The sequence below is a fragment of the Streptomyces sp. NPDC097619 genome (assembly GCF_040302735.1).
Classification (GTDB): Bacteria; Actinomycetota; Actinomycetes; order Streptomycetales; family Streptomycetaceae; genus Streptomyces.
Genome location: NZ_JBEOSD010000024.1, coordinates 1 through 20,806, shown reverse-complemented (window position 1 = coordinate 20,806; position 20,806 = coordinate 1). Strand labels below are relative to the sequence as shown.

Below are 20,806 nucleotides of genomic sequence, written 5' to 3'. Positions count from 1 at the left end.
GGAGCGGGGCGTGCGGGGGTGGTGCCGGCGGCCGTTCCGGGCGGGCGGGACGTTCCTCCCGGCCTGCGGGGGCGGGGTCCCGGCCGACCGTGACGATCACCCTCATGCGTCACGCCGACGTGCCGATGCGCTGATGCGCTGATGCGCTGATCGTCGCTGCGTCGCTGCGTCGCTGCGCCGATTCACCGGTGCACCGACCGCTCGGTGCACCGGTGTGTCGATGCGCTGCTCCGCGCGTCACCGCGACGCCTGCTGCACCGAGGACCGAGGGTGCGGCTCGGCACGGGGATCTCGGGCTCCTCGTGAGGCGGTCCCGTACGAAGGGCCGTCACCACGCCCGACGCCGTCACCGACCGGGCGCGGTCACTTCCGCCCGCTCGTACTCACCGCCCGCTCGTACTCCCCGACCGCACACGCGGGCGGGTGCCCGGGCGTGCGGTCGGGGATCCGACGGCGCGTCCGACGGCACATCGGACGAGGAGTCCGACGGCGCTTCCCGACGAAGAGTCCGGCGGCGGAACCGACAGGGAGTCCGCCACGGAGTCCGGCAGGGACGGCCCAGGGCTCAGCCGCAGATGTCGCCCAGGGTGCGGGCGGCCCGTTCGGCGTCGGCGAACCCGACGTAGAGCGGGGTGAAGCCGAAGCGGAGCACGTCGGGGGCGCGGAAGTCGCCGATGACGCCGCGTCCGATGAGCTGCTTCATGGTGTCCGCGGCGTTCGCGGTGCGCAGGGAGACCTGGCTGCCGCGTTCGGCGTGGGCGAGCGGGGTGACCGTTTCGACCCGGCCCCGGGGCACGTAGGCGTCCACGCATTCCAGGAAGAAGTCGGTCAGGGCCAGGGACTTGGCCCTGACCTCCGCCATGTCCACGCCTTCCCAGGCGTCGAGGGCCGCTTCGAGGGCGAGCATCGACAGGATGTCGGGGGTGCCGACGCGGCCGCGGACCGCGCCGTCGGCGGGGACGTAGCCGGGGATCATGGCGAAGGGTTCGGCGTGGGAGTTCCAGCCGGGCAGCGGGGAGTCGAAGTCCGCTTGGTGGCGGTCCGCGACGTACAGGTAGGCGGGGGCGCCGGGGCCTCCGTTGAGGTACTTGTACGTGCAGCCCACGGCGAGGTCCACGCCGTGCTCGTCGAGTCCGACGGGGAGGGCGCCCGCGCTGTGGCAGAGGTCCCAGACCGCGAGGGCGCCGGCCGCGTGGACGGCCGCGGTCAGTCCCGGCAGGTCGTGGAGCCGGCCGGTGCGGTAGTCCACGTGGTTCATCAGGACGGCGGCGGTGCGCGTGGAGAGGGCGCCGGGGAGGTCCTCGGGGGCGACGGGCACCACGGTGAGGCCGGTCATCCGGGCCGCGGAGGCGGCGATGTAGCCGTCGGTGGGGAAGGTGGTGGCGTCGACGAGGAGTTCGGTGCGTTCGCCGCTCCCCCGCTGCTGGGTCCGGCCGGCGAGGCGGGCCGCGCCGACGAGCGCCTTGAACAGGTTGACGCTGGTGGAGTCGCCGACGACGATCCGGCCGGGGGCGGCTCCGACGAGCGGGGCGATGCGGTCGCCGATCCGCTCGGGGGCGGTCCACCAGCCGCTCTCGTCCCAGGAGCGGATGAGGAGTTCGCCCCATTCGCGGGCCACGACGTCGGTGACGCGTCCGGGGACCGTGGCGGGCAGGGCGCCGAGGGAGTTGCCGTCGAGGTAGACGAGGCCCTCGGGGAGGTCGAAGCGGTCGCGGAGCTTGCCGAGGCCGTCGGCGGCGTCCAGGGCCGCGGCGCGGAGGGCGAGGTCGCCGGTGGGGGTCTCAGACATGGCTGCGCGCCGTCCACAGCTCGGGGAAGACGTTCTTCGTGGCGCGCTTCTCCAGCCAGGCCACGCCGGCGGAGCCCCCGGTGCCGACCTTGGAGCCCATGGCGCGGCGGGTGGCGACGAGGTGGTCGTTGCGCCAGCGCCAGACGAGTTCGCCGACGTCGGTGAGGGCCTCGCCGAGGGCGACGAGCTCGCCGTGCTGGGTGGCGTCGTCGCCGGAGTACAGCTGCGCCCAGACGGCTTCGACCTCGGGGGAGGGTTCGTAGCGCTGGGAGAGGTCGCGGTCGAGTACGGCGGCGGGGACGGCGAAGCCGCGGCGGGCGAGGAGCCGGAGCACCTCGTCGTAGAGGCTCGGCTCGTACAGGGCCTTGGTCAGCTCGTCGTGGACGCGGGGCGCGCCGCGGTGCGGGACCAGCATGGAGGACGACTTGTCGCCGAGCAGGAACTCCATCCGCCGGTACATGGCGGACTGGAATCCGGAGCCCTCGCCGAGGGCGCTGCGGTAGGCGTTGAACTGGGCGGGGGTGAGCTGGGCGATGGGCCGCCAGGAGGCGTTGAGGGCTTCCAGCTCGTAGGTGGAACGTTTCAGCGCGTCCATCGCCACGGTGAGCCGGTCCTCGCGCAGGGCGCGGGCCGCGGTCTCCCATTCGTGGACGATGACGGTGAACCACAGCTCCATGACCTGGGTGGTGACCAGGAAGACCATCTCTCCGGGGTCATCGGAGCGAGGGTGCTGGAGGTGGGTGAGTACGTCTGCCTGGACGTAGTCCTCGTACGGCGTGGTGCCCGCGAAGTCGAGATTCGGGGTCACCGAACCGGCTCCGGAGGCATCAAGGCTGTGCGACATCGCTGTCTCCTCGACACGAACTTCCGGGTAGCGGTCCGCTCCTTCCTGAAGGCTGTGGAGCTCCGGTCCCCTGCGGGCATCATAAGCCCGCTCTCGGGCCTCGGCCGAGACCCGGGTGACCGGGCTCACAGGGCCGGGCGGACCACGCCGCTCGGACGGCGACGGAGGGCGGGCCGCCCCGGGAGCACGGCGGATCCGCGCTCCCGGGACGCCGCCCGAGCATCCGGGACGCCCGAGCATCCGGGGCGTCCGGTGCTCCGGGCCGCCTGCTAGCCGAGGGTGTCGGCGGCCGTGGCGGAGGAGTCGCGGAGGAAGGTGGTGCAGCGCTCGTACTCGTGCTGCTCGCCGATGGCCTGGGCGGCGCGGGCGAGGGCGTGCAGGGCGCGCAGGAAGCCGCGGTTGGGCTCGTGCTCCCACGGCACCGGGCCGTGGCCCTTCCAGCCCGCGCGACGCAGGGCGTCGAGGCCGCGGTGGTAGCCGGTACGGGCGTAGGCGTACGACTCCACGGGGCGCCCGGCCTCGAAGGCGTCGTCCGCGAGGCGGGCCCAGGCGAGGGAGGAGGTGGGGTACTTGGCGGCGACGTCGGCCGGGTCGGTTCCGGCGGCGAGCAGCTCGCGGGGCTCGGGGTCGTCGGGCAGGTGGGTCGGGGCGGGTCCCCCGAGGAGGTCTTGGTGAATGGCCATGACCCCAGTCTGCCCGGCCCGGCCCGAACCCGGGTGGCAGGGGCGCACGATACGGGGTGGGCCGGCGTGACCGGCGAGGTGATCGGGAGGTCCGCCCGGGTCGAGTGCGGGTCCCCGCGAGGGGAGGGTGGTGGCCCACTGCGGGCGGGGCGGCCGCGAGGCTCGATGGACACCACAGGCGCGATGAGTACGCCCGGTACGGCGGGTACAACGGGCACGATGCGTACGGCGGGCGTGGCCGGCACGGTCGACTGCGGGCTGCGGGCTGCGGGAGCGGCAGGAAGGCGGGGTCCGCCGGGCCCCCTCGTGACCGGCGGACGCCGTCGCTCCCGCAGCGGGTCCGGCAGAGCCGGACCCTGAGGGCCCCGGGGCGCACCGCGCCCTCCCCTGGACAGGCGCATCCCGGGGCATGTACGAAGCCTCTCCCCGGGTCCCCCGGCGCCGCCAGCATGCGCCTGCCACTTCGTCAGGTAACCGAGGGTAGGCGCCGTCTTCGCAGGTCAACGTACAAGTGAAGGCGGTTCGGCACCGGTCGCCACCGCCCGGCACCAGCGGACCAGGGCCGACACGGGTCCCCTCAGGTCGCCCCGGGTCACCTCGGATCGACCCGGATCGACGCGGATCGACGCGGCCGGTCCCCCGCCGGCGCACGTCCGGAAGTCGCCCCCGAAACGGCAGGAGCCCCGCCGCCATCCGGGTGGACGGCGGCGGGGCTCCTGTCAGGCGTCAGGCGGTGTCCGTGTGCGGGCCGGCGGTGCCGATCCCCGGGCCGGTCGCGGGATCCGCGGGCGGCTCAGGGCATCGGTGTCGAGGCGCGACGCGCGGACGACCTCGGTCACTTCAGGCGGGTGCCCGTGGAACGCAGGTTGGCGCAGGCCTCGGTGACGCGCTTGGCCATGCCGGCCTCGGCCAGCTTGCCCCAGGTGCGCGGGTCGTAGGTGGACTTGGTGCCGACCTCGCCGTCGACCTTCAGGACACCGTCGTAGTTGCGGAACATGTGGTCCGCGACCGGGCGGGTGAAGGCGTACTGGGTGTCGGTGTCGAGGTTCATCTTCACGACGCCGTTCTCCAGCGCGGTGGCGATCTCCTGCTCGGTGGAGCCGGAGCCGCCGTGGAAGACGAAGTCGAACGGGCTGGTCTTGCCGTACTTCTCGCCGACGCCCTGCTGGAGGTCCTTGAGCAGCTCGGGGCGGAGCACGACGTTGCCCGGCTTGTAGACGCCGTGCACGTTGCCGAAGGAGGCGGCGAGCAGGTAGCGGCCCTTCTCGCCCAGGCCCAGGGCCTCGGCGGTACGGATCGCGTCCTCGACGGTGGTGTACAGCTCGTCGTTGATCTCGTGGGTGACGCCGTCCTCCTCGCCACCGGTCGGGGTGATCTCGACCTCAAGGATGATCTTGGCGGCGGCGGCCTTGGCGAGCAGCTCCTGGCCGATGGCCAGGTTGTCGGCGAGGGTTTCGGCGGAGCCGTCCCACATGTGCGACTGGAAGAGCGGGTTCAGGCCCTTGGCCACGCGCTCGGCGGAGACCTCAAGGAGCGGGCGGACGTAGCCGTCCAGCTTGTCCTTGGGGCAGTGGTCGGTGTGCAGCGCGACCGTGATGTCGTACTTGGCGGCGACGATGTGCGCGAACTCGGCCAGGGCAACGGCGCCCGTGACCATGTCCTTGTTGTACTGGCCGCCCAGGAACTCCGCACCACCGGTGGAGATCTGGATGATGCCGTCGCTCTCGGCCTCCGCGAAGCCGCGCAGGGCGGCGTGCAGCGTCTGGGTCGAGGTGACGTTGATGGCCGGGTAGGCGAACTTGCCTGCCTTCGCCCGGTCGAGCATCTCGTTGTAGATCTCGGGGGTTGCGATGGGCATCTGTCCGCTCCTTGGATGTGCGGGAGGTGATTGCTGACCCTGACCTGGGGGGCGACGTCATCGTCAGCCCACATCTTTCCAGACTCCGCGTGACACTCCACCCGCAGCGGGTGGAGCGTTTCACGTGAAACACTCCACCCCGCGACAAAACCGCTGGTCAGGGCCTCACGGCCGGAGCCGGAGGACCTTGGTCACCAGTTAGGACAGGCCCAGGTCCGCCAGCTGGTAGCCGGTGAGGTAGGGCAGTCCGGCCTCCGCGATGGCGTCCGCCGCACCGCGGTCCACGATGGTGGCCACGGCCACGACCTCGCCGCCCGCTTCCCGCACGGCCTCGACGGCCGTCAGCGGGGAGCCACCGGTGGTGGAGGTGTCCTCGACCACCAGACAGCGGCGGCCCTTGACATCGGTGCCCTCGATGCGGCGCTGCATCCCGTGCGCCTTCTGCGCCTTGCGGACCACGAAGGCGTCCAGGCGGGCGCCGCGGGCCGCGGAGGCGTGCAGCATCGAGGTGGCCACGGGGTCGGCACCGAGGGTCAGCCCGCCGACGCAGTCGAAGTCGAGGTCGGCGGTGAGGTCGAGCATGACCTGCCCGACGAGGGGGGCCGCCTCGCCGTCCAGGGTGATCCGGCGGAGATCGATGTAGTAGTCGGCCTCGCGGCCCGACGAGAGGATCACCTTGCCGTGCACGACGGCCTTGTCCTTGATCTGCTGGAGCAGCTCACCACGGGTGCCCGAGGGCTTGACTTCGTTCACGTCACTCATGCCCCTGAGCTTAGGCTCCCGCCGGGCGCGGTACCGCACGGCGTCCACCGTGCGGGCCGGGCCCGGCGGGCGGGCCGTCAGAGGCGCCGCCAGGTCCAGGTGGTCTCGATCTCCAGCGGGTCGATGGGGGTGACCAGTCGGGGCTCGGTGTTGAGTCCGTTGGGCGGTCCCGACTGCGGCTCCACGCACACGGCCTCGGCCTGCTCGTCGTAGACCACCACCCATTCGGCGCGGCTGGTCACCTTCAGCTCCAGCCTGCCGGGCCAGGTCAGGGTGACGTCCACGCCGTAGGGCATGCCGAAGCAGTCGTCCCAGGGGCCGGGCAGGGGGTCGATGCGCCGTCCGGTGGGCAGGTGGTCGGCGCCCCGCTCTTCCTGCCAGGCGGGCTCGAAGTCGACGCGGACGTCCTCGCCGCCCTCGCCGAGGTTCCGCAGGAACCAGGGGTGCCAGCCGGCCTGGGCCGGGAAGGAGTCCCCGTACGTCTCCACGCCCATCCGCAGGGTGAGGGCCGTCTCGGAGAGCTCGAAGGTCTGGGTGACCCGGCCGGGGTACGGCCAGGGCTCGACCAGGTCGTAGGTGAAGGCTGCCTCGGTCTTCTCGGAGCGCACCGGGCGCCAGGCGGCCGTCCGGCCGAAGCCGTGGATGGCGTGCGGGGGGGCGTTGACCGGCATCTGGTGCTGCTCGGCGCCGTTGCGGAACCGGCCCTCCGCGATCCGTCCGCACCAGGGCACCATCGGGAAGGCGCCGAACTTCTCGCCCTGTCGAAGCAGTTCCGTGCCGTCGATGCGCAGGCTGGAGACCCGGCAGCCGTTCTCCTGATCGACCACCACGTCGGCGCCGCCCGCCGTCAGTTGCGTACTCATGGGTCCGACCCTACGGGGGTACGGCCCACCGCAGGGTCTGCCGCCTCGGTACGGGTGCCACGGGTACGAGCGTCAGCGTCGGCGGCGCAGCACCCGGGCGGCCACGACCGCGGAGGCCAGTGCGAGGGCGGCGGCGGGGGCGGCCCAGCGCAGCGGACCGGCCCCGCCCGCCGTGTCGGGGCCGGGGACGGGGGCGTACCGGCCGCGGGGCGGGGCGTGGTCCACCTCCTCGGCGCTGCGGCCGATCATGGTGCGGCGGGCGTGGGCCGCTTCGGCGGGGGGCCGGCCCGCCTCGGTGAACTCCTCCTGTAGGAAGGGGTCCGGTCCGGGATCGAGGATGGGGTCGAGGACCGGGTCGAGTGCGGGGTCGAGCGCGGAGGGTGGCACCTCGGTGCCGAAGAGGGAGGGGGACTGCACGCCGTCGGAGTCCCCCTGGCCGGGCACCTGCTCGGCCCCGGCGGCGGCCTCCGTGCCCGCCTCCGTGCCTGCCTCCCCACCGACTTCCGTACCGACTTCCGGAGGGGCGTCGGAATCGACCGGGGCATCGGCTCCGGAATCGGCATACGCCGGATCGTCCTGCGGGAGCTCGGCCCCCGCCGGGTCGGCCTCGACCTCGGCGTCCGGCCGACCACCCGCGGGGTCGTTCCCCGTGCCGCCCCGGGCGCCCCGCTTGGCCGGGGCGGCCGGGCCGTCCGCGGACACCCGCGGCCCCGCGACGGCCGGCCGACCACCCGAGTCCGCCCCAGGACCAGCGACCTCCGAGCCATCGGCATCCGAGCGGCCCGCACCCGCCGCACCCGCCGCACCGGCCGAACCCGCCGCACCCACCACACCCGCCGAACCGCTCGCATCGGCCGTCCCCGGGTCCGCGTCCGGCCCCGCCGCGTCGGTCGCGGTCAGGTCGGCGGCGGCCAGGGCGGCGAGCTGCTCGGCGGCGCGGTCCAAGGTGCGGCGGACGGCGGCGGCCAGGGCGTCGGGGTCGAAGGCGGCGGCCCGGCCCTGGGCGTGCCCCCGGGCGGTGAGGTCCAGCTGGGTGCCGCCGTCGACCGGGCGGAGCCGCAGGATGAGGGTCAGGGTGACGGTGCCGCTGCCGCGGGCCTCGATGCCCTCGCCGGTCAGCTCGAAGGTGTCCGGGTCCCGTTCGGCCGGACGGAGTTCCCCCCGGTAGGTGACGGTGCTGTTGCCGACCCGGATGCGGAAGCGGCCGGTCAGTGGGCCCGGGGCGGGTCCGTCGGCGGGGGCGGCCGCGTCGCGCTGGAGCCCGGGGACGCAGCGGGCGACCCGGGCGGGGTCGCGCAGCACCGCACGGAGGTTGTCTGCCGGTACCGGAACGAACACCTGATGCTCCATGGGCACCGAGCCTACCGACGCGGGCCGCTCCTGCACCCGCACCTGCGCGCAACAGGTCAGGTGGGGCGCTGCTGTGCCCGGCCACCGGCCACCGGCCCGCGGACGACACGCACGGCCACCCGCCGCCCCGGCGGCCCGCACGACCGCCGCCCCGGTCACGAGTAGCGCGGGTGCGGCAGCGTGGAGGGAGGCAGGCCGCCGATCCGGAGATTCGCGGTGTCGCGGGCGGCGGCCCGCAGGGCCTGGGTGGAGAGCCCGCCGGGGCGGGCCCGGTCCGGGTCGACGCCGAGGGCGGGGACCCGTCCGGGGGCGGCGAGGAGGAACCCCCAGTCCTGGGCGGTGTCCGGCCGTCCGGGGGAACGGTCGGGTCCGGCGGCGGAGCCGGAGCGGCCGCCGCCCGCCGTGTACGGGACGGTGCCGAGGCCCGCGGCCCGAAGGGTGGACTCGACCGTCCAGTAGCCGCGCGGGCGGCCGGAGGGCGAGCCCGCGTGCACGACGAGGCGTCCCGAGGGGCGCAGGGCCCGGGCGACGAGTCCGTAGAACTCCTGGGAGTACAGCTTGGTGCTGGCGGTGATGCCGGGGTCGGGCAGGTCGGAGACGATCACGTCGTAGCGGACGGTGCCGGAGCGGAGCCAGTGGAAGGCGTCGGCGGTGACCACGCGCAGCCGGGGGTCGGCGAAGGCGCGGCCGTTGAGCGCGGAGAGTATCGGGTCGGTGCGGGCCAGTCGGACCACGCCGGGGTCGATCTCGACGACGGTGACGGAGCGGACCCCGGGGTGGGCGAGGACCTCGCGGGCGGCGAGTCCGTCGCCGCCGCCGAGGACGAGCACCGAGGCGTGCGGGCCGTTCATGGCGGGGTGGACGAGGGCTTCGTGGTAGCGGTGTTCGTCGTGGCCGTTGATGCGGAGCCGGCCGTCGAGGTAGAGGTCGAGGGAGCGGGGGGAGCCCCGGTCGGGGCCGGTCATGACAAGTTCCTGCACGTCGGTCTGGACGGCGACGCGGACCTGGTCCCCGTAGACGGCGCGGCGGGCGATCTCCTCGAAGTCGTCGGCGAGGACGGTGCCGGTGCCGAGGATGGCGAGGACGGCGAGGTTGCCGGCGCAGAGCAGCCAGCGGGCCCGGCGGGAGAGGTCGCGTCGGAACAGCCAGAGCACAAGGGCGCCGCCGACGGCGGCGTTGACGGTGCCGGTGAGCATGGCGCCGGTGAGTTGTCCGAGGACGGGGAGGAGCAGGAAGGGGAAGGCGAGTCCGCCGACGAGGGCGCCCACGTAGTCGGCGGCGAAGAGGTCGGCGACGGCGCCGCCGGGGTCCTGTCGTCGGACCCGCTGGATGAGGGTCATCAGCAGGGGGATCTCGGCTCCGGTGAGGATGCCGATGACCACGGAGAAGGCGACGAGGGCGGGTCGGGACTCGCCGAACCAGGCGAAGCAGGCGTAGAGGGCGGTGGCGGAGAGTCCGCCGACCAGGGCGAGGGCGGCTTCCACGGCCCCGAAGCCGGCGGCGGGCCGGGAGCGCAGCCGTTTGGCGAGGAGGGAGCCGACGCCCATGGAGAAGACCATCACGGACAGGACCACGGAGGCCTGGGTGACGGAGTCGCCGATCAGGTAGGAGGCGAGGGCGACGAGTTCCAGCTCGTAGACCAGCCCGCAGGCGGCGCACACGAAGACGGTGGCGAGGACCAGCAGGCGGGCCAGGCGTGGGTTCACGGGCAGCGGCGGCTCCGCGGATCCGGTGCCGGGCGGGGTTCCGGCGTCCGGTGGGGCCGCGGTGTCCGGCCCGAAGAGCGGTGCGGGCGCCGGCCCGGACCCCGGTACGGACACCGGTGCGGGGGCGACGCGGGCGCCGGTGCCGCCCGGCGCCTCGCCGCCACCGCGGGAGGAACGGTCGATCATGGACCGAACCGTACGTCACGGCATGCCCACTACCCGTCACCCACATGGGTGCAACTGGGGTACTGGTCCGCCCGGTTGGCGGAACCTTTGTGCCGGGAGCGGGCGGCGCACCGGGTCGGGCGGGTCAGACGGGGGCGGCCATCCGGACCCCGACGCGGGTCCGGGTCGCGACGAGTTGGCCCTCCTGCGGGTAGGCGTGCCAGGTCCGCCAGCGGACCTGGCCCTCGTGGCGCTGGGCGAGCATCGCGGTGAAGGCGTAGGGGCTGCCGGGGAAGGTGCCGGCGAGTCCGTGGGGGTGGTCGGCGACGAGGGCGAGGAGTTCCTGGGCCCGGCCCGCGAACTGGCCCTGGGAGAGGGTCTCGACGCGGGCGGCGAACTCGTACTCCCAGTCGCCCACGCGCTTGGCCACGCCGAGCGGGAGCGGGGTGCTGCTGCCGGGGATGCAGGCGACCGTCTCGGAGCAGAGCACGTCGCCCTCCTCCATGAGGACTTGGTGGGAGGCCCCCAGCAGGCGCAGTTCGACCTTCGCGCCCGACAGTTCCAGGTGGAGCACGGCCAGCGCGGGCAGCGGGTCGCGGCCCAGGGCCCAGGCGAGATCGGCGGCACGCGTGTCGGTGTAAGTGGTCTTGAGGGTCGTGAGCATGAGTCGGCTCCGCAAACGCGCGTGGGGGGTGGGCCGGACTCGCCCCGGCCGGAATCAGTCGGGTGGGGTCTCGCCGGCTCGGATCCAGCAGGGTCCATGGGGTCCGATGGGGTCCTCGGACTGGTCTACTCAACCGAGGGAATCATGAAAGGCACGACGCACACAGCGTTTTTACCCAACTTGACGGGGTTTACATCCCCTCGGGGGCTACCCAGTTCACGTGTTCAACGCGGAGGCACCCGGCAGCAGTTGCCCTGCCGGGTGCCCGGGTGTGCCGCGACGGGTCAGCTCGACCCCCCGCATCCCCCGCCGCCGCCGCAGGAGGAGCCGGAGGAACAGGAGGAGGAAGACCCGCACGACGAGGAGGAACTCCCGCAGGAGGACCCGGAGGAGCTGCTGTCGGACCACCAGCTGCCGCGCCGGGAGCCGCCGGAGCGGCGGGTGGTCCTCGTGGCGCGCGCTCCGGCGCGCGCGGCCAGGGCGATGCAGATCGCGACGGCGACCACGATGATTCCCGCTGTGATGAAGACGAGGAGCATCTCGGGCTCCCTTCACTGACGTCTCGGTCCCCCCGAGCGGCGGGACCCCCGTCCCGCGTGCCAGGGGGATTCCCGGGCCGGGGGCGGCCCAAAGCGCACTTGAGCAAGTCCAGAGGTTCGGCCCAGGATGGCGCCCATGACCGCACCGCGTCCCCACCTGAACCGGCGGCTCGCCGCCTTCGGCACCACGATCTTCGCGGAGATGTCCGCGCTGGCCGCGGCGACCGGATCCATCAACCTGGGCCAGGGCTTCCCCGACACCGACGGGCCCGCCGAGATCGCCCGGGCGGCCGCCCGGGCCGTCCTCGAAGGCCGCGGCAACCAGTACCCGCCCGGCCCGGGCGTCCCCGAGCTGCGGACCGCGGTCACCGCGCACCAGCGGCGCTTCTACGGGATGTCCTACGACCCCGACACCGAGGTGCTGGTGACGGCCGGGGCCACCGAGGCGATCGCGGCAGCGCTGCTGGGGCTGCTGGAGCCGGGTGACGAGGTGATCGCCCTGGAGCCGTACTACGACTCGTACGCGGCCTGCATCGCGATGGCGGGGGCGGTCCGGGTGCCGGTGACGCTCCGCCCGCACGAGGGGGCCTTCCGGCTGGACCCGGCGGAGCTGCGGGCCGCGGTGACCCCCCGGACCCGGCTGCTGCTGCTGAACACCCCGCACAATCCGACCGGCACCGTGCTGACCCGCGAGGAGCTGGCGGGGATCGCCGAGCTGGCCGTGGAGCGGGACCTGCTGGTGGTCACGGACGAGGTGTACGAGCACCTGGTCTTCGCCCCGGGCGGGCACGTGCCGCTGGCGTCGTTCCCCGGGATGCGGGACCGGACCGTGACCATCTCCTCGGCGGGGAAGACCTTCTCCTTCACGGGGTGGAAGGTGGGCTGGGCGCTGGCCGCGCCGCCGCTGCTGGCGGCGGTCCGCTCGGCCAAGCAGTTCCTGACGTACGTGGCCTCGGGGCCGTTCCAGTACGCGGTGGCGGAGGCCCTGGCCCTGCCGGACTCCTACTACGAGGGCTTCCTCGCGGACATGGCCCGCAAGCGGGAGATCCTGGCCTCGGGGCTGGCGGCGGCGGGCTTCGGGGTGTTCGCCCCGGCGGGCACCTACTTCATCACCACGGACATCGCACCACTGGGCGAGCGCGACGGCTTCGCCTTCTGCCGGGCGCTGCCGGAGCGGGTGGGGGTGGTGGCCATCCCGAACCAGGTCTTCTACGACGACAAGGACGCGGGCCGGACCCTGGTCCGCTGGGCCTTCTGCAAGAAGGACGAGGTACTGGTGGAGGCGGCGGACCGCCTCGGTCGGCTGACTCGCTGAGAGCGGGCCATATGGACGTGCGGGCACGGGGCCCGGCCATTCAGCCGGAGCCCGTGCCACACGGAAAGTGCGAGTTGCTCGGTGTCCTTGGGGTGCCGAGTGGATGCGTAGACCAGGATGACGGTCGACGTCTCGGGGCTGACCAGGTAGCGCACACGGCCGCCAGTCGTCACCTCGAACTCCCATTGCTCCAGCGCGGAGCCCTTCCACTCCTTGGTGGCGAGCCTCCCGCGCAGCTGGTGCTGACGGTTCCAGTTGTCACGTGACAACGGGTCGGTGCGCAGCGCTTCAAGGCAGCGGTGGGCACTGGGCAGCGCCGCTCGGCACAGGTCCTCCCACCCCGTCACCGCCTCCGTGGTCCCGAAGACCACGTTCCAACCGCTCAGGGGTGGAACGCTGACACGATCGCCCTTCTTCGGGCTCACCCGCCCACCTCGACCGGCCCCAGATCATCCCCGTCGAGCGGACGCAGAGCATCCTTGAGCTGCTCCGGATCCGCGTTGATACGAGCCGTCGCCCTCCAGGAGACGAGCGCGCGGTGCACTGCCTCCCGCGCACCCAGCTCCGCCGCATCGGACAGCGCTTCCAGGAGTTCCACGGTGAACGCGCGCATCTCTTCGTCGTCCAGATGCCGCACCCACGGGAAGACTTCGGGCAGCGCCAGCAGCAGCGACCGGGCTCCGTCATCGTGCTTCATGAGCGCGAGGAAGAGCCGGGACGCCGTCGTGAGGTTCTCCTCGGTGCGCTCCGCGTGCACGGCCGTCGTCAGCACCATGTCGGGCGCGTCCCGATGCGTGACACGCAGAGCACCGAGGGCGGCGGCCCGGGCGGCTACGGCCTTCGGGTTTCTCGACAGATCCGTGAACGAAACCGACTCGGGCTCGGCTCCCAGGTAAGCAAGGCTCATACTCAGACTGTACTCAGATCATGGTCTGATTTCCAGCGCCAAGTGAAGACTCAGAGGACGCTCAAACCAGCCTCATGGAGCATGTCGACGGGGCACCATCACGCCATGTCGACAGTCACCTCACCACCAACCCCAGAGACGGACGTCTCCCGTGTTCTGAGCAAGAAGGACGCCCTCCAGACGGTCATCGCGGTTCTGGGACTCAGCGGCGTCCTGCTCACTGGCATCCAGTACTGGTCCGTGGATCGGTATCTTGCTCAGTTCGGTGTCACTCCTGAGGAGGTCGGGCTGGACACATCAGTCCTTCTGACCCGGGTCGCCACGGCACTGGCATTCCTCGGATTCCTGATGCTTCCGATGCTGCTCTTCTGGCCTGGTGTGCTCACCCTCGGTGCGGCTGAAGGCTCGAACCGACAGCGGGCCTCGCGCTTCGTGACGGAATCCTTCAAGAAGCACCCTGGGCTCCGGACCCTTGCGCTGTCGGCACTGGTGGGGCTTGGCTGGGCCGTAATGGCCCTGACGGAGGGGCCCACCGCCCTCCTCACAGAAGGCACCTGGATGGTCCTCTGGGCCGGCGGGACCCTCCTCGCAGCGCCGGCACTGCACCTTGCCGGCAAGCACCGGACTCTAGGGCCCCTGCTGCGGCTCTGCCTGGTCGTCTTCTTCTTGACCGCGCTCTGCCTGATGTCCCTGGGAGATGCCATGGAGACACGCGGGAGGCAGACCATCGTGTCGGCTCGGCTGACCAGCCTGGAGTACATGGTGGGGATGCGCCCGCAGTACGTCCGTGCCGATTTCGCGGAGGTGTCGGGCACCGCGGGACCGGTGGACGGCCCGATGCTCTACCTCGGACAAGCTGGCGGGGTCCACGTCCTCTACGACTGCGCATCCTCAAAAGTGATCCGTAAGGCAGCCGCACAAGTGCAGGTGACCAGCCAGGTCGGCCCAGGTCAGGAACGTCTCGCCCTCGAAGTACAGGCTTCGTGTCGATGATGCCCGGGCGTCCGACTCCGCCCGTAGGTGCTCACGCTTTTCCCTTCCGCAAGAAGGACGAGGTACTGGTGGAGGCGGCGGAACGACTGGCCCGACTCTGAGGCCCCGGGACTCCGCGACTCCGGGACTCCGGGATTCCGCGACTCAGGGCCGCGACGGGGGCCCCCGGCGGCGGGGCAGCGGCGGCGCAGGGTGCCGGCGGCCGGGCGGGGGGCGGGCGCGTCAGGGGCCGGGCGCGCCGGAGCCCGGCCGCCGGTGTCGGCGGCCGGGCTCCGGCGGATGCTGCGGGCGGCGGGGGCCCGGGCGGGGTCAGCCCTCGCCCTGCTCCTCGCCCTCGGAGCCGTCCAGGTCCTGCTCCAGGCCGAGCTGCTCCACGAGCCACTTGTCGAACTCGATCGAGGCGCGGACCCAGCTGACCGTGGAGGACACGAAGTGCTCCAGGGACACACCGGTGCCGATCAGCATCTGGGCCTCGCCGATGAGGCGGACCGAGCCGTCGTCGTGGGTGTGGGAGTACACCTTGGGCCACAGGGTGCGGCGGTTCCAGTCGTCGATCGACTCCAGGAGCTGCGCCTTCTCCTCGATCTTGTGCGGGCGGTCGTAGAAGGTACGGACCGAGAAGACCTGCTGCTCGTCCTCGCCGCGGAACATGAAGTAGGTGCGGAACTCCTCCCACGGAGCCGCCAGGTCACCCTCGTCGTCGACGACGTACTTGAGCTCCATCTGCTCCAGGAGCTGCTTGACGAGGTCCTGATCGGGCACGACGGGTCCCGCCGGTCCGGAGGCCTGCGGATCGGGCTGCTGCCCCCCGAAATTCGGAATCGAGGCCGGGTCGATGCTCACCGTTGTTTCCCTTCGTGCGGATGCCGCCATCCTCCCCCATCGCGCCTACCCCGTGGCAAGCCCCGCACCCCCCGATCCGCTTCCGGCGCAATGAATGGCACCGGAAGCGGATCCCAGGTGATCGGATGACTACCCTCCGGTAAACCCGGGGGCGAAGGGGAGCGTGCCGGGGGACGCTTCGGGAGGCGCGGGTCAGGAGGCGCGGCCCACGATCAGGCCGTCCCCGGCCACGTCCACCCGTACGGTGTCCCCGTCGCGGACCTCGCCGGCCAGGATCTCCTTGGCCAGGCGGTCGCCGACCGCGGTCTGGATCAGGCGGCGGAGCGGGCGGGCGCCGTAGGCCGGGTCGTGGCCCTCGGCGGCCAGCCAGGCCAGGGCCTCGGGGGTGACCTCCAGGGCGAGCCGGCGCTGGGCCAGTCGCTCCGCGAGGGAGGCGATCTGGAGCTCGGCCACGTGCGCCAGCTCCTCCCGGCTCAGGGCCGAGAAGACCACCAGGTCGTCGAGGCGGTTGAGGAACTCGGGCTTGAAGGAGGCGCGGACCACCTCCAGCACCTGCTCCCGCTTCTCGTGGTCGCTGGTCAGCGGGTCCACGAGGAACTGGCTGCCGAGGTTGGAGGTCAGGATCAGGATGGTGTTGCGGAAGTCCACCGTCCGACCCTGTCCGTCGGTGAGCCGGCCGTCGTCGAGGACCTGGAGCAGGATGTCGAAGACCTCGGGGTGGGCCTTCTCCACCTCGTCGAGCAGCACCACGCTGTAGGGGCGGCGCCGGACGGCCTCGGTGAGCTGGCCGCCCTCCTCGTAGCCCACGTAGCCGGGCGGCGCGCCGACCAGACGGGCCACGCTGTGCTTCTCGGAGTACTCGGACATGTCGATGCGGACCATGGCCCGCTCGTCGTCGAAGAGGAAGTCCGCGAGCGCCTTGGCCAGCTCGGTCTTGCCCACGCCGGTGGGACCGAGGAAGAGGAAGGAGCCGGTGGGCCGGTCGGGGTCGGCGATGCCGGCCCGGGTGCGGCGGACCGCGTCGGACACGGCCCGGACGGCCTCGGTCTGCCCGATCAGGCGGCGGCCCAGCTCCTGCTCCATGCGGAGCAGCTTCTGCGTCTCGCCCTCCAGGAGCCGGCCGGCGGGGATACCGGTCCAGGAGCCGACCACGTCGGCGATGTCGTCGGGGCCGACCTCCTCCTTGACCATGGTGTCCACGGCGGCCTCCTGCTCGGCCTCGGTGGCCTCGGCCAGCTCCCGCTCCAGGGCCGGGATCTCGCCGTAGAGCAGCTTGGAGGCGGCGTCGAAGTCTCCGTCGCGCTGGGCGCGCTCGGCCTGGCCGCGCAGGTCGTCGAGGCGTTCCTTGAGCTCGCCGACGCGGTTGAGGGACTTCTTCTCCTTCTCCCAGCGGGCGGTCAGTCCGCGCAGTTCCTCCTCCTTGTCGGCGAGGTCCTTGCGGAGCTTGTCGAGGCGGTCGCGGGAGGCGGCGTCGGACTCGTTCTTCAGGGCCAGCTCCTCCATGCGGAGCCGGTCCACGGCGCGCTGGAGCTCGTCGATCTCCACGGGGGAGGAGTCGATCTCCATGCGGAGCCGGGAGGCCGCCTCGTCCACGAGGTCGATGGCCTTGTCGGGGAGGAAGCGGGAGGTGATGTAGCGGTCGGAGAGGGTGGCGGCGGCCACGAGCGCGCTGTCGTTGATGACGACCTTGTGGTGGGCCTCGTAGCGGCCCTTGAGCCCGCGGAGGATGGCGATGGTGTCCTCGACGCTGGGCTCGGCGACCAGCACCTGCTGGAAGCGGCGCTCCAGGGCCGGGTCCTTCTCGATCCGCTCGCGGTACTCGTCCAGGGTGGTGGCGCCGACCATGCGCAGCTCGCCTCGGGCCAGCATGGGCTTGAGCATGTTGCCTGCGTCCATGGCGGAGTCGCCGCCGGCGCCCGCGCCGACCACGGTGTGGAGCTCGTCGATGAAGGTGATGATCTGGCCGTCGCTGGACTTGATCTCGGCGAGGACGGTCTTGAGGCGCTCCTCGAACTCGCCGCGGTACTTGGCCCCGGCGACCATGGCGCCGAGGTCCAGGGAGACCAGGCGCTTGTTCTTCAGGGATTCGGGGACGTCGCCCTTGATGATGCGCTGGGCCAGGCCCTCGACCACGGCGGTCTTGCCGACGCCGGGTTCGCCGATGAGCACCGGGTTGTTCTTGGTGCGGCGGGACAGGACCTGCACCACGCGGCGGATCTCCTGGTCCCGGCCGATGACGGGGTCCAGCTTCCCTTCTCGGGCGGCCGCCGTGAAGTCGGTGCCGAACTTCTCCAGTGCCTTGTACTGGCCCTCCGGGTCGGGGCTCGTCACCCGTCGTCCTCCTCGTACCGTCGCGAACGCGCCCAGCAGCTTCTTCGCGGAGGCGCCGTGCCGGGCGAGCAGCTCTCCGGCCGCGCCGCCCTTGGCGGCGACGGCGATCAGCAGGTGCTCGGTGGAGAGGTACTCGTCCCCGAGCTCCTTGGCCCGCCGGCCCGCCTCGGCGAGGACCGCGAGCAGCTCGCGACTGGCCTGGGGCGGGGCCACGGTGGATCCGGTGACGCTGGGCAGGGCGGCGAGGAGGCGTTCGGTGCCGGCGCGCAGCTCCGCCTGGTCCGCGTCCACGGCGGCCAGCAGGTCGGTGATGTTCTCGTTGTCGGAGCCCGTCAGGAGGGCCATCAGCAGGTGTGCGGGGGTCAGGTCGGGGTGTCCGTCCTGCACCGCCCGGCCGGTGGCGGCGTTGAGGGCTTCCCGGCTCTTGTTCGTCAGCTCGGCGTCCACGTGTGGCTGTCTCCTCTCTCAGGGCCTCGACAGGTCTGTCAGGTCGTTCGAATCTTTCGGGTCATCTTCGGGTCGCTCGGGTCGTGCGGCGGGCCGGACGGAACCGCTGCCCGTACTGACTCGTACAGCGTCCACAAAGTTGAGTCTATTCCACTCAAGGCGGTGCGCGGGACCTCCCGGGGCGTGAGATCGGCCGGAACCGCGCTCGCTACCCTTTGGCCCATGGCCCTGGACCCACTCAACCCGACGCCCGAGTACCTCGCCTTCTGGCGGGAGCGGCACGTCTGCACGCTCACCACGCTGCGGCCCGACGGCACCCCGCACGTGGTGCCGGTGGGGGTGACCTACGACCCGGAGGCGGGCGTGGCGCGGGTGATCAGCAGCCGGCACAGCAAGAAGATCCGCAACGTGCTCGCGGCGGCGCCGGGCACGGCCCGCGCGGCGGTCTGCCAGATGCAGGGCAAGCGCTGGGCCACCTTGGAGGGGCACGCGGTGATCCGCACGGAGGAGGCCGCGGTGGCCGAGGCGGTGGCCCGGTACGCGGAGCGCTACCAGCGGACCCCGTCGCCCAATCCGGACCGGGTGGTGCTGGAGATCAGGCTCGACCGCGCCATGGGCCGCGGCTAGGGCGTGCCTTCCGCCCGGCGGCGCGCCTGGCGGGGCGCGGGGCGGCGCACGGCGGTCACGGGAAGTCCCGGCGCGGGCGGCGGCAGAGCCCGGCGGGGGCGCGTCACGGGCCCGCGCGGGCGGTGTCGGCGCCCCGCGGATCCGCGGGGATTGGCCGGTCCGCGCATGGACAGGGGCATCACAACGGCGCCATCGTGTTCAGGTCCACGATGGCGCCGTTGTGTGGGGGTAGCGCCTGAGCGATCTGTGACGACGGGGGAATCGCGTCAGGCACTGCGGGGGGTGGCGGTGGTGATGTCGGGTTCGAAGAGCTGGTGGTCACGCTGATCGAGGTTGACGAAGACCATGCCGTAGCGGACCTCGCAGCGCACGGGCTGCGGCGCGCCGCGCGGCCTGCGCAGGCAGCGGTAGGCGCGGACGTCCTCGTCCTCCTCGCGGACGACGACGATCGGCTGGCCGAACAGGGTGACCATCAGGGAGTCACCGGGATGTGGGATCGCCGTCACGAGGTCGACGAACTGCCAGCCGGAGCGGTAAGCGGAAGCCATCTCGCGGCGGAAGGTGCGGTCGTCGGGGGTCATACCAGAGCCTCCGGGGAAAGGGTGGAGTCCGATCGCCATCCGCTGGTCAGCTCCGCGGCGCGGGAGCTGTCCCAGCCACTGTCCGGCGGGCTCTCCAGAGTCCCCAGGGCCCCCAGGCTCGCCCCGATAACCCCCCCGAAGGCCACGGCCGAGAAGATGACAGTGGCAAGCGTCGAGCGAAGCATTCTCTTGTACATGGTCGGCTTCGTCCTCACTTGATGAAATCCTCTCCCCCGCGGACAAGACGATGGCTCATTCGGGCACGTCAATGCCACAGGGACGATGCATCATGTTCTTGCATGTTCAGGACCCTGGGGGGTGGAGATTTGCCTATCAACAGCACAAAGCCGACACATCCCCACTCGGTCGCCGACCTGTGCGACGAGGGGGCACGGCTCTACGCGAGCGCGTTGAGCACCGGCCGGATCGCCCGGGCGGAGGTCAGGCCCGCCCCGTGCTTGCTGGAATTCGCCCTCCTGCACCCCGATCCGGATGACGCCGAACTGCTCCGGCCGGTTCCCCCGTCGATCGCCCTCGCCCAGCGTCTGCATCCCCTCGAACGGGAGATCCAGGACCGGCGCCGGTACTCGATCGAACTGACCGAAGTCTTCGAGCCATTCCTCGCCCTGAGCGCCCAGACCCCGCCCAGCACGCACGCCATCACGGTGCACGAGGGCTTCGACCGCATCAACGCGGCCCTCAACCTCGCCACCACCGGCTGCGCCACGGAGATGCTGACCATCCAGCCCGGGGGCGGTCGCAGTGTCCGGGCCCTGACCCAGGCCCTCCAGCGCGACCAGCCGTTGACCGACCGCGGTGTCAGCATAAGGACCCTCTACCAACACACCGTCCGACACAGTCCGGGCACCCTGGCCTACGTGGACCGCATTTCGGCCGGCAAGGTGGAAATCAGGACACTTGAGGAGCTCATCCCACGGCTGATTGTTTTCGATCGAACGGTTGCCTTCATTCCGGCCAGTGATGACCGCAGCGTCGCCCTGGAGCTCCGCCACCCGGGGCTGGTCGACTACCTCATCAAGGTCTTCGAGTCCCTCTGGCACCGCGCCACCCCGCTCACCGAGCAGGTTCCCTACGACCCCACCCCCTCGGGCATCTCCGGGGTGCAGCGCTCGATCGCCCAACTCCTGGTCGAGGGCCACGTGGACGAGGCGATCGCGCGCCGGCTCGGAATGAACGTACGGACCTGCCGGGCGCACATCGCCAAGCTCGCCAGCTACCTGGGCAGCGGCAGCCGGGCCCAACTGGGCTACCTGATCGCCCAGTCCGGGATCCTCGAAGGCCCCGTGCCCGAGGGCCACGACGACCCGCACGACGGGGCCGGGGCCGGTCTGCACGGCACGCACGGCCCGCACGACGGTCATCCGGTCGGTCACGGCCCGCAAGGCGGCCCCGGGGACGCCTGAGGGCCGAGGGGGGACCCGGGAAACGACCGAGGGCCCGCCGCCGACACCGCGCTGATCGTGGTCCCCCAGTTCCACGTGAACGCCTGGGGCCTGCCGCACGCGGTGTTCATGACCG

Annotated in this window: 18 protein-coding genes; 5 read left to right on the top strand and 13 right to left on the bottom strand. The window is 72.2% G+C overall.

Translation table 11 applies throughout. The features are described from left to right. Positions 1-565: 565 nt before the first annotated feature. The 9 genes from kynU to ABTZ17_RS09550 all read right to left on the bottom strand — a co-directional run bounded on the left by kynU (position 566) and on the right by ABTZ17_RS09550 (position 10,684). Complete coding sequence (gene kynU / locus ABTZ17_RS09590; RefSeq protein WP_352194983.1) at positions 566-1,789, bottom strand: kynureninase; 1,224 nt, start codon at positions 1,787-1,789, stop codon at positions 566-568. Beyond that, a complete protein-coding gene (locus tag ABTZ17_RS09585) occupies positions 1,782-2,633 on the bottom strand; it encodes a tryptophan 2,3-dioxygenase family protein (protein ID WP_352194982.1) in 852 nt (283 codons plus the stop codon). The genes kynU and ABTZ17_RS09585 overlap by 8 nt, the downstream gene beginning before the upstream one ends. Before the next feature lie 269 nt (positions 2,634-2,902). After that, a complete protein-coding gene (locus ABTZ17_RS09580; RefSeq protein ID WP_352194981.1) occupies positions 2,903-3,316 on the bottom strand; it encodes a DUF3151 domain-containing protein in 414 nt (137 codons plus the stop codon). Between the two features lie 835 nt (positions 3,317-4,151). Further along, entirely contained in the window at positions 4,152-5,174 is a 1,023-nt protein-coding gene (gene fbaA / locus ABTZ17_RS09575; protein WP_352194980.1) for a class II fructose-bisphosphate aldolase, read from the bottom strand. Positions 5,175-5,372: 198 nt separating this feature from the next. After that, entirely contained in the window at positions 5,373-5,936 is a 564-nt protein-coding gene (gene pyrE / locus ABTZ17_RS09570) for an orotate phosphoribosyltransferase (protein WP_352194979.1), read from the bottom strand. Positions 5,937-6,013: 77 nt separating this feature from the next. Beyond that, positions 6,014-6,799, bottom strand: a complete 786-nt coding sequence (locus ABTZ17_RS09565; protein ID WP_352194978.1) for an aldose epimerase family protein — start codon at positions 6,797-6,799, stop codon at positions 6,014-6,016. Positions 6,800-6,871: 72 nt separating this feature from the next. Then, the gene (locus ABTZ17_RS09560; protein WP_352194977.1) at positions 6,872-8,149 is read right to left on the bottom strand and encodes an SRPBCC family protein; all 1,278 of its coding nucleotides are present in this window, start codon (positions 8,147-8,149) and stop codon (positions 6,872-6,874) included. A gap of 155 nt (positions 8,150-8,304) precedes the next feature. Further along, positions 8,305-10,041: a polyamine aminopropyltransferase gene (locus ABTZ17_RS09555; RefSeq protein WP_352194976.1), complete on the bottom strand. Its 1,737-nt coding sequence runs from the start codon at positions 10,039-10,041 to the stop codon at positions 8,305-8,307. A 124-nt stretch (positions 10,042-10,165) separates the two neighbouring features. After that, a complete protein-coding gene (locus ABTZ17_RS09550) occupies positions 10,166-10,684 on the bottom strand; it encodes a DUF2617 family protein (RefSeq protein WP_352194975.1) in 519 nt (172 codons plus the stop codon). Positions 10,685-10,945: 261 nt separating this feature from the next. Between ABTZ17_RS09550 and ABTZ17_RS09545 the strand changes: the two genes are divergently transcribed. Both ABTZ17_RS09545 and ABTZ17_RS09540 read left to right on the top strand, forming a co-directional pair. Next, complete coding sequence (locus tag ABTZ17_RS09545) at positions 10,946-11,242, top strand: hypothetical protein (protein ID WP_352194974.1); 297 nt, start codon at positions 10,946-10,948, stop codon at positions 11,240-11,242. Positions 11,243-11,350: 108 nt separating this feature from the next. Next, positions 11,351-12,538, top strand: coding sequence for a pyridoxal phosphate-dependent aminotransferase (locus ABTZ17_RS09540; protein ID WP_352194973.1), 1,188 nt, complete (start codon positions 11,351-11,353; stop codon positions 12,536-12,538). Between the two features lie 421 nt (positions 12,539-12,959). On the opposite strand, the gene ABTZ17_RS09535 is transcribed toward ABTZ17_RS09540, so the two are convergent. Beyond that, on the bottom strand, positions 12,960-13,445 hold the full coding sequence (locus ABTZ17_RS09535) for a prevent-host-death family protein (protein ID WP_352194972.1): 486 nt from the start codon (positions 13,443-13,445) through the stop codon (positions 12,960-12,962). A gap of 105 nt (positions 13,446-13,550) precedes the next feature. On the opposite strand from ABTZ17_RS09535, the gene ABTZ17_RS09530 reads away from it, so the two are divergent. Further along, complete coding sequence (locus ABTZ17_RS09530; RefSeq protein WP_352194971.1) at positions 13,551-14,438, top strand: hypothetical protein; 888 nt, start codon at positions 13,551-13,553, stop codon at positions 14,436-14,438. Between the two features lie 309 nt (positions 14,439-14,747). Here ABTZ17_RS09530 and ABTZ17_RS09525 read toward each other — a convergent pair whose 3' ends face one another. Both ABTZ17_RS09525 and clpB read right to left on the bottom strand, forming a co-directional pair. Next, positions 14,748-15,281 carry a type III secretion system chaperone family protein gene (locus tag ABTZ17_RS09525; RefSeq protein ID WP_352194970.1) on the bottom strand — a complete coding sequence of 178 codons (534 nt, stop codon included), beginning with the start codon at positions 15,279-15,281 and terminating at the stop codon, positions 14,748-14,750. Positions 15,282-15,473: 192 nt separating this feature from the next. Continuing rightward, entirely contained in the window at positions 15,474-18,059 is a 2,586-nt protein-coding gene (clpB, locus tag ABTZ17_RS09520; protein WP_352194969.1) for an ATP-dependent chaperone ClpB, read from the bottom strand. Between the two features lie 222 nt (positions 18,060-18,281). Here clpB and ABTZ17_RS09515 point away from each other — a divergent pair, with 222 nt between their 5' ends. Continuing rightward, complete coding sequence (locus ABTZ17_RS09515) at positions 18,282-18,686, top strand: pyridoxamine 5'-phosphate oxidase family protein (RefSeq protein WP_352194968.1); 405 nt, start codon at positions 18,282-18,284, stop codon at positions 18,684-18,686. A gap of 266 nt (positions 18,687-18,952) precedes the next feature. Here ABTZ17_RS09515 and ABTZ17_RS09510 read toward each other — a convergent pair whose 3' ends face one another. After that, the gene (locus ABTZ17_RS09510; RefSeq protein WP_352194967.1) at positions 18,953-19,267 is read right to left on the bottom strand and encodes a (2Fe-2S)-binding protein; all 315 of its coding nucleotides are present in this window, start codon (positions 19,265-19,267) and stop codon (positions 18,953-18,955) included. Between the two features lie 299 nt (positions 19,268-19,566). Here ABTZ17_RS09510 and ABTZ17_RS09505 point away from each other — a divergent pair, with 299 nt between their 5' ends. Next, positions 19,567-20,691, top strand: a complete 1,125-nt coding sequence (locus ABTZ17_RS09505) for a helix-turn-helix transcriptional regulator (RefSeq protein WP_352194966.1) — start codon at positions 19,567-19,569, stop codon at positions 20,689-20,691. The last annotated feature ends 115 nt before the right edge of the window (positions 20,692-20,806 follow it).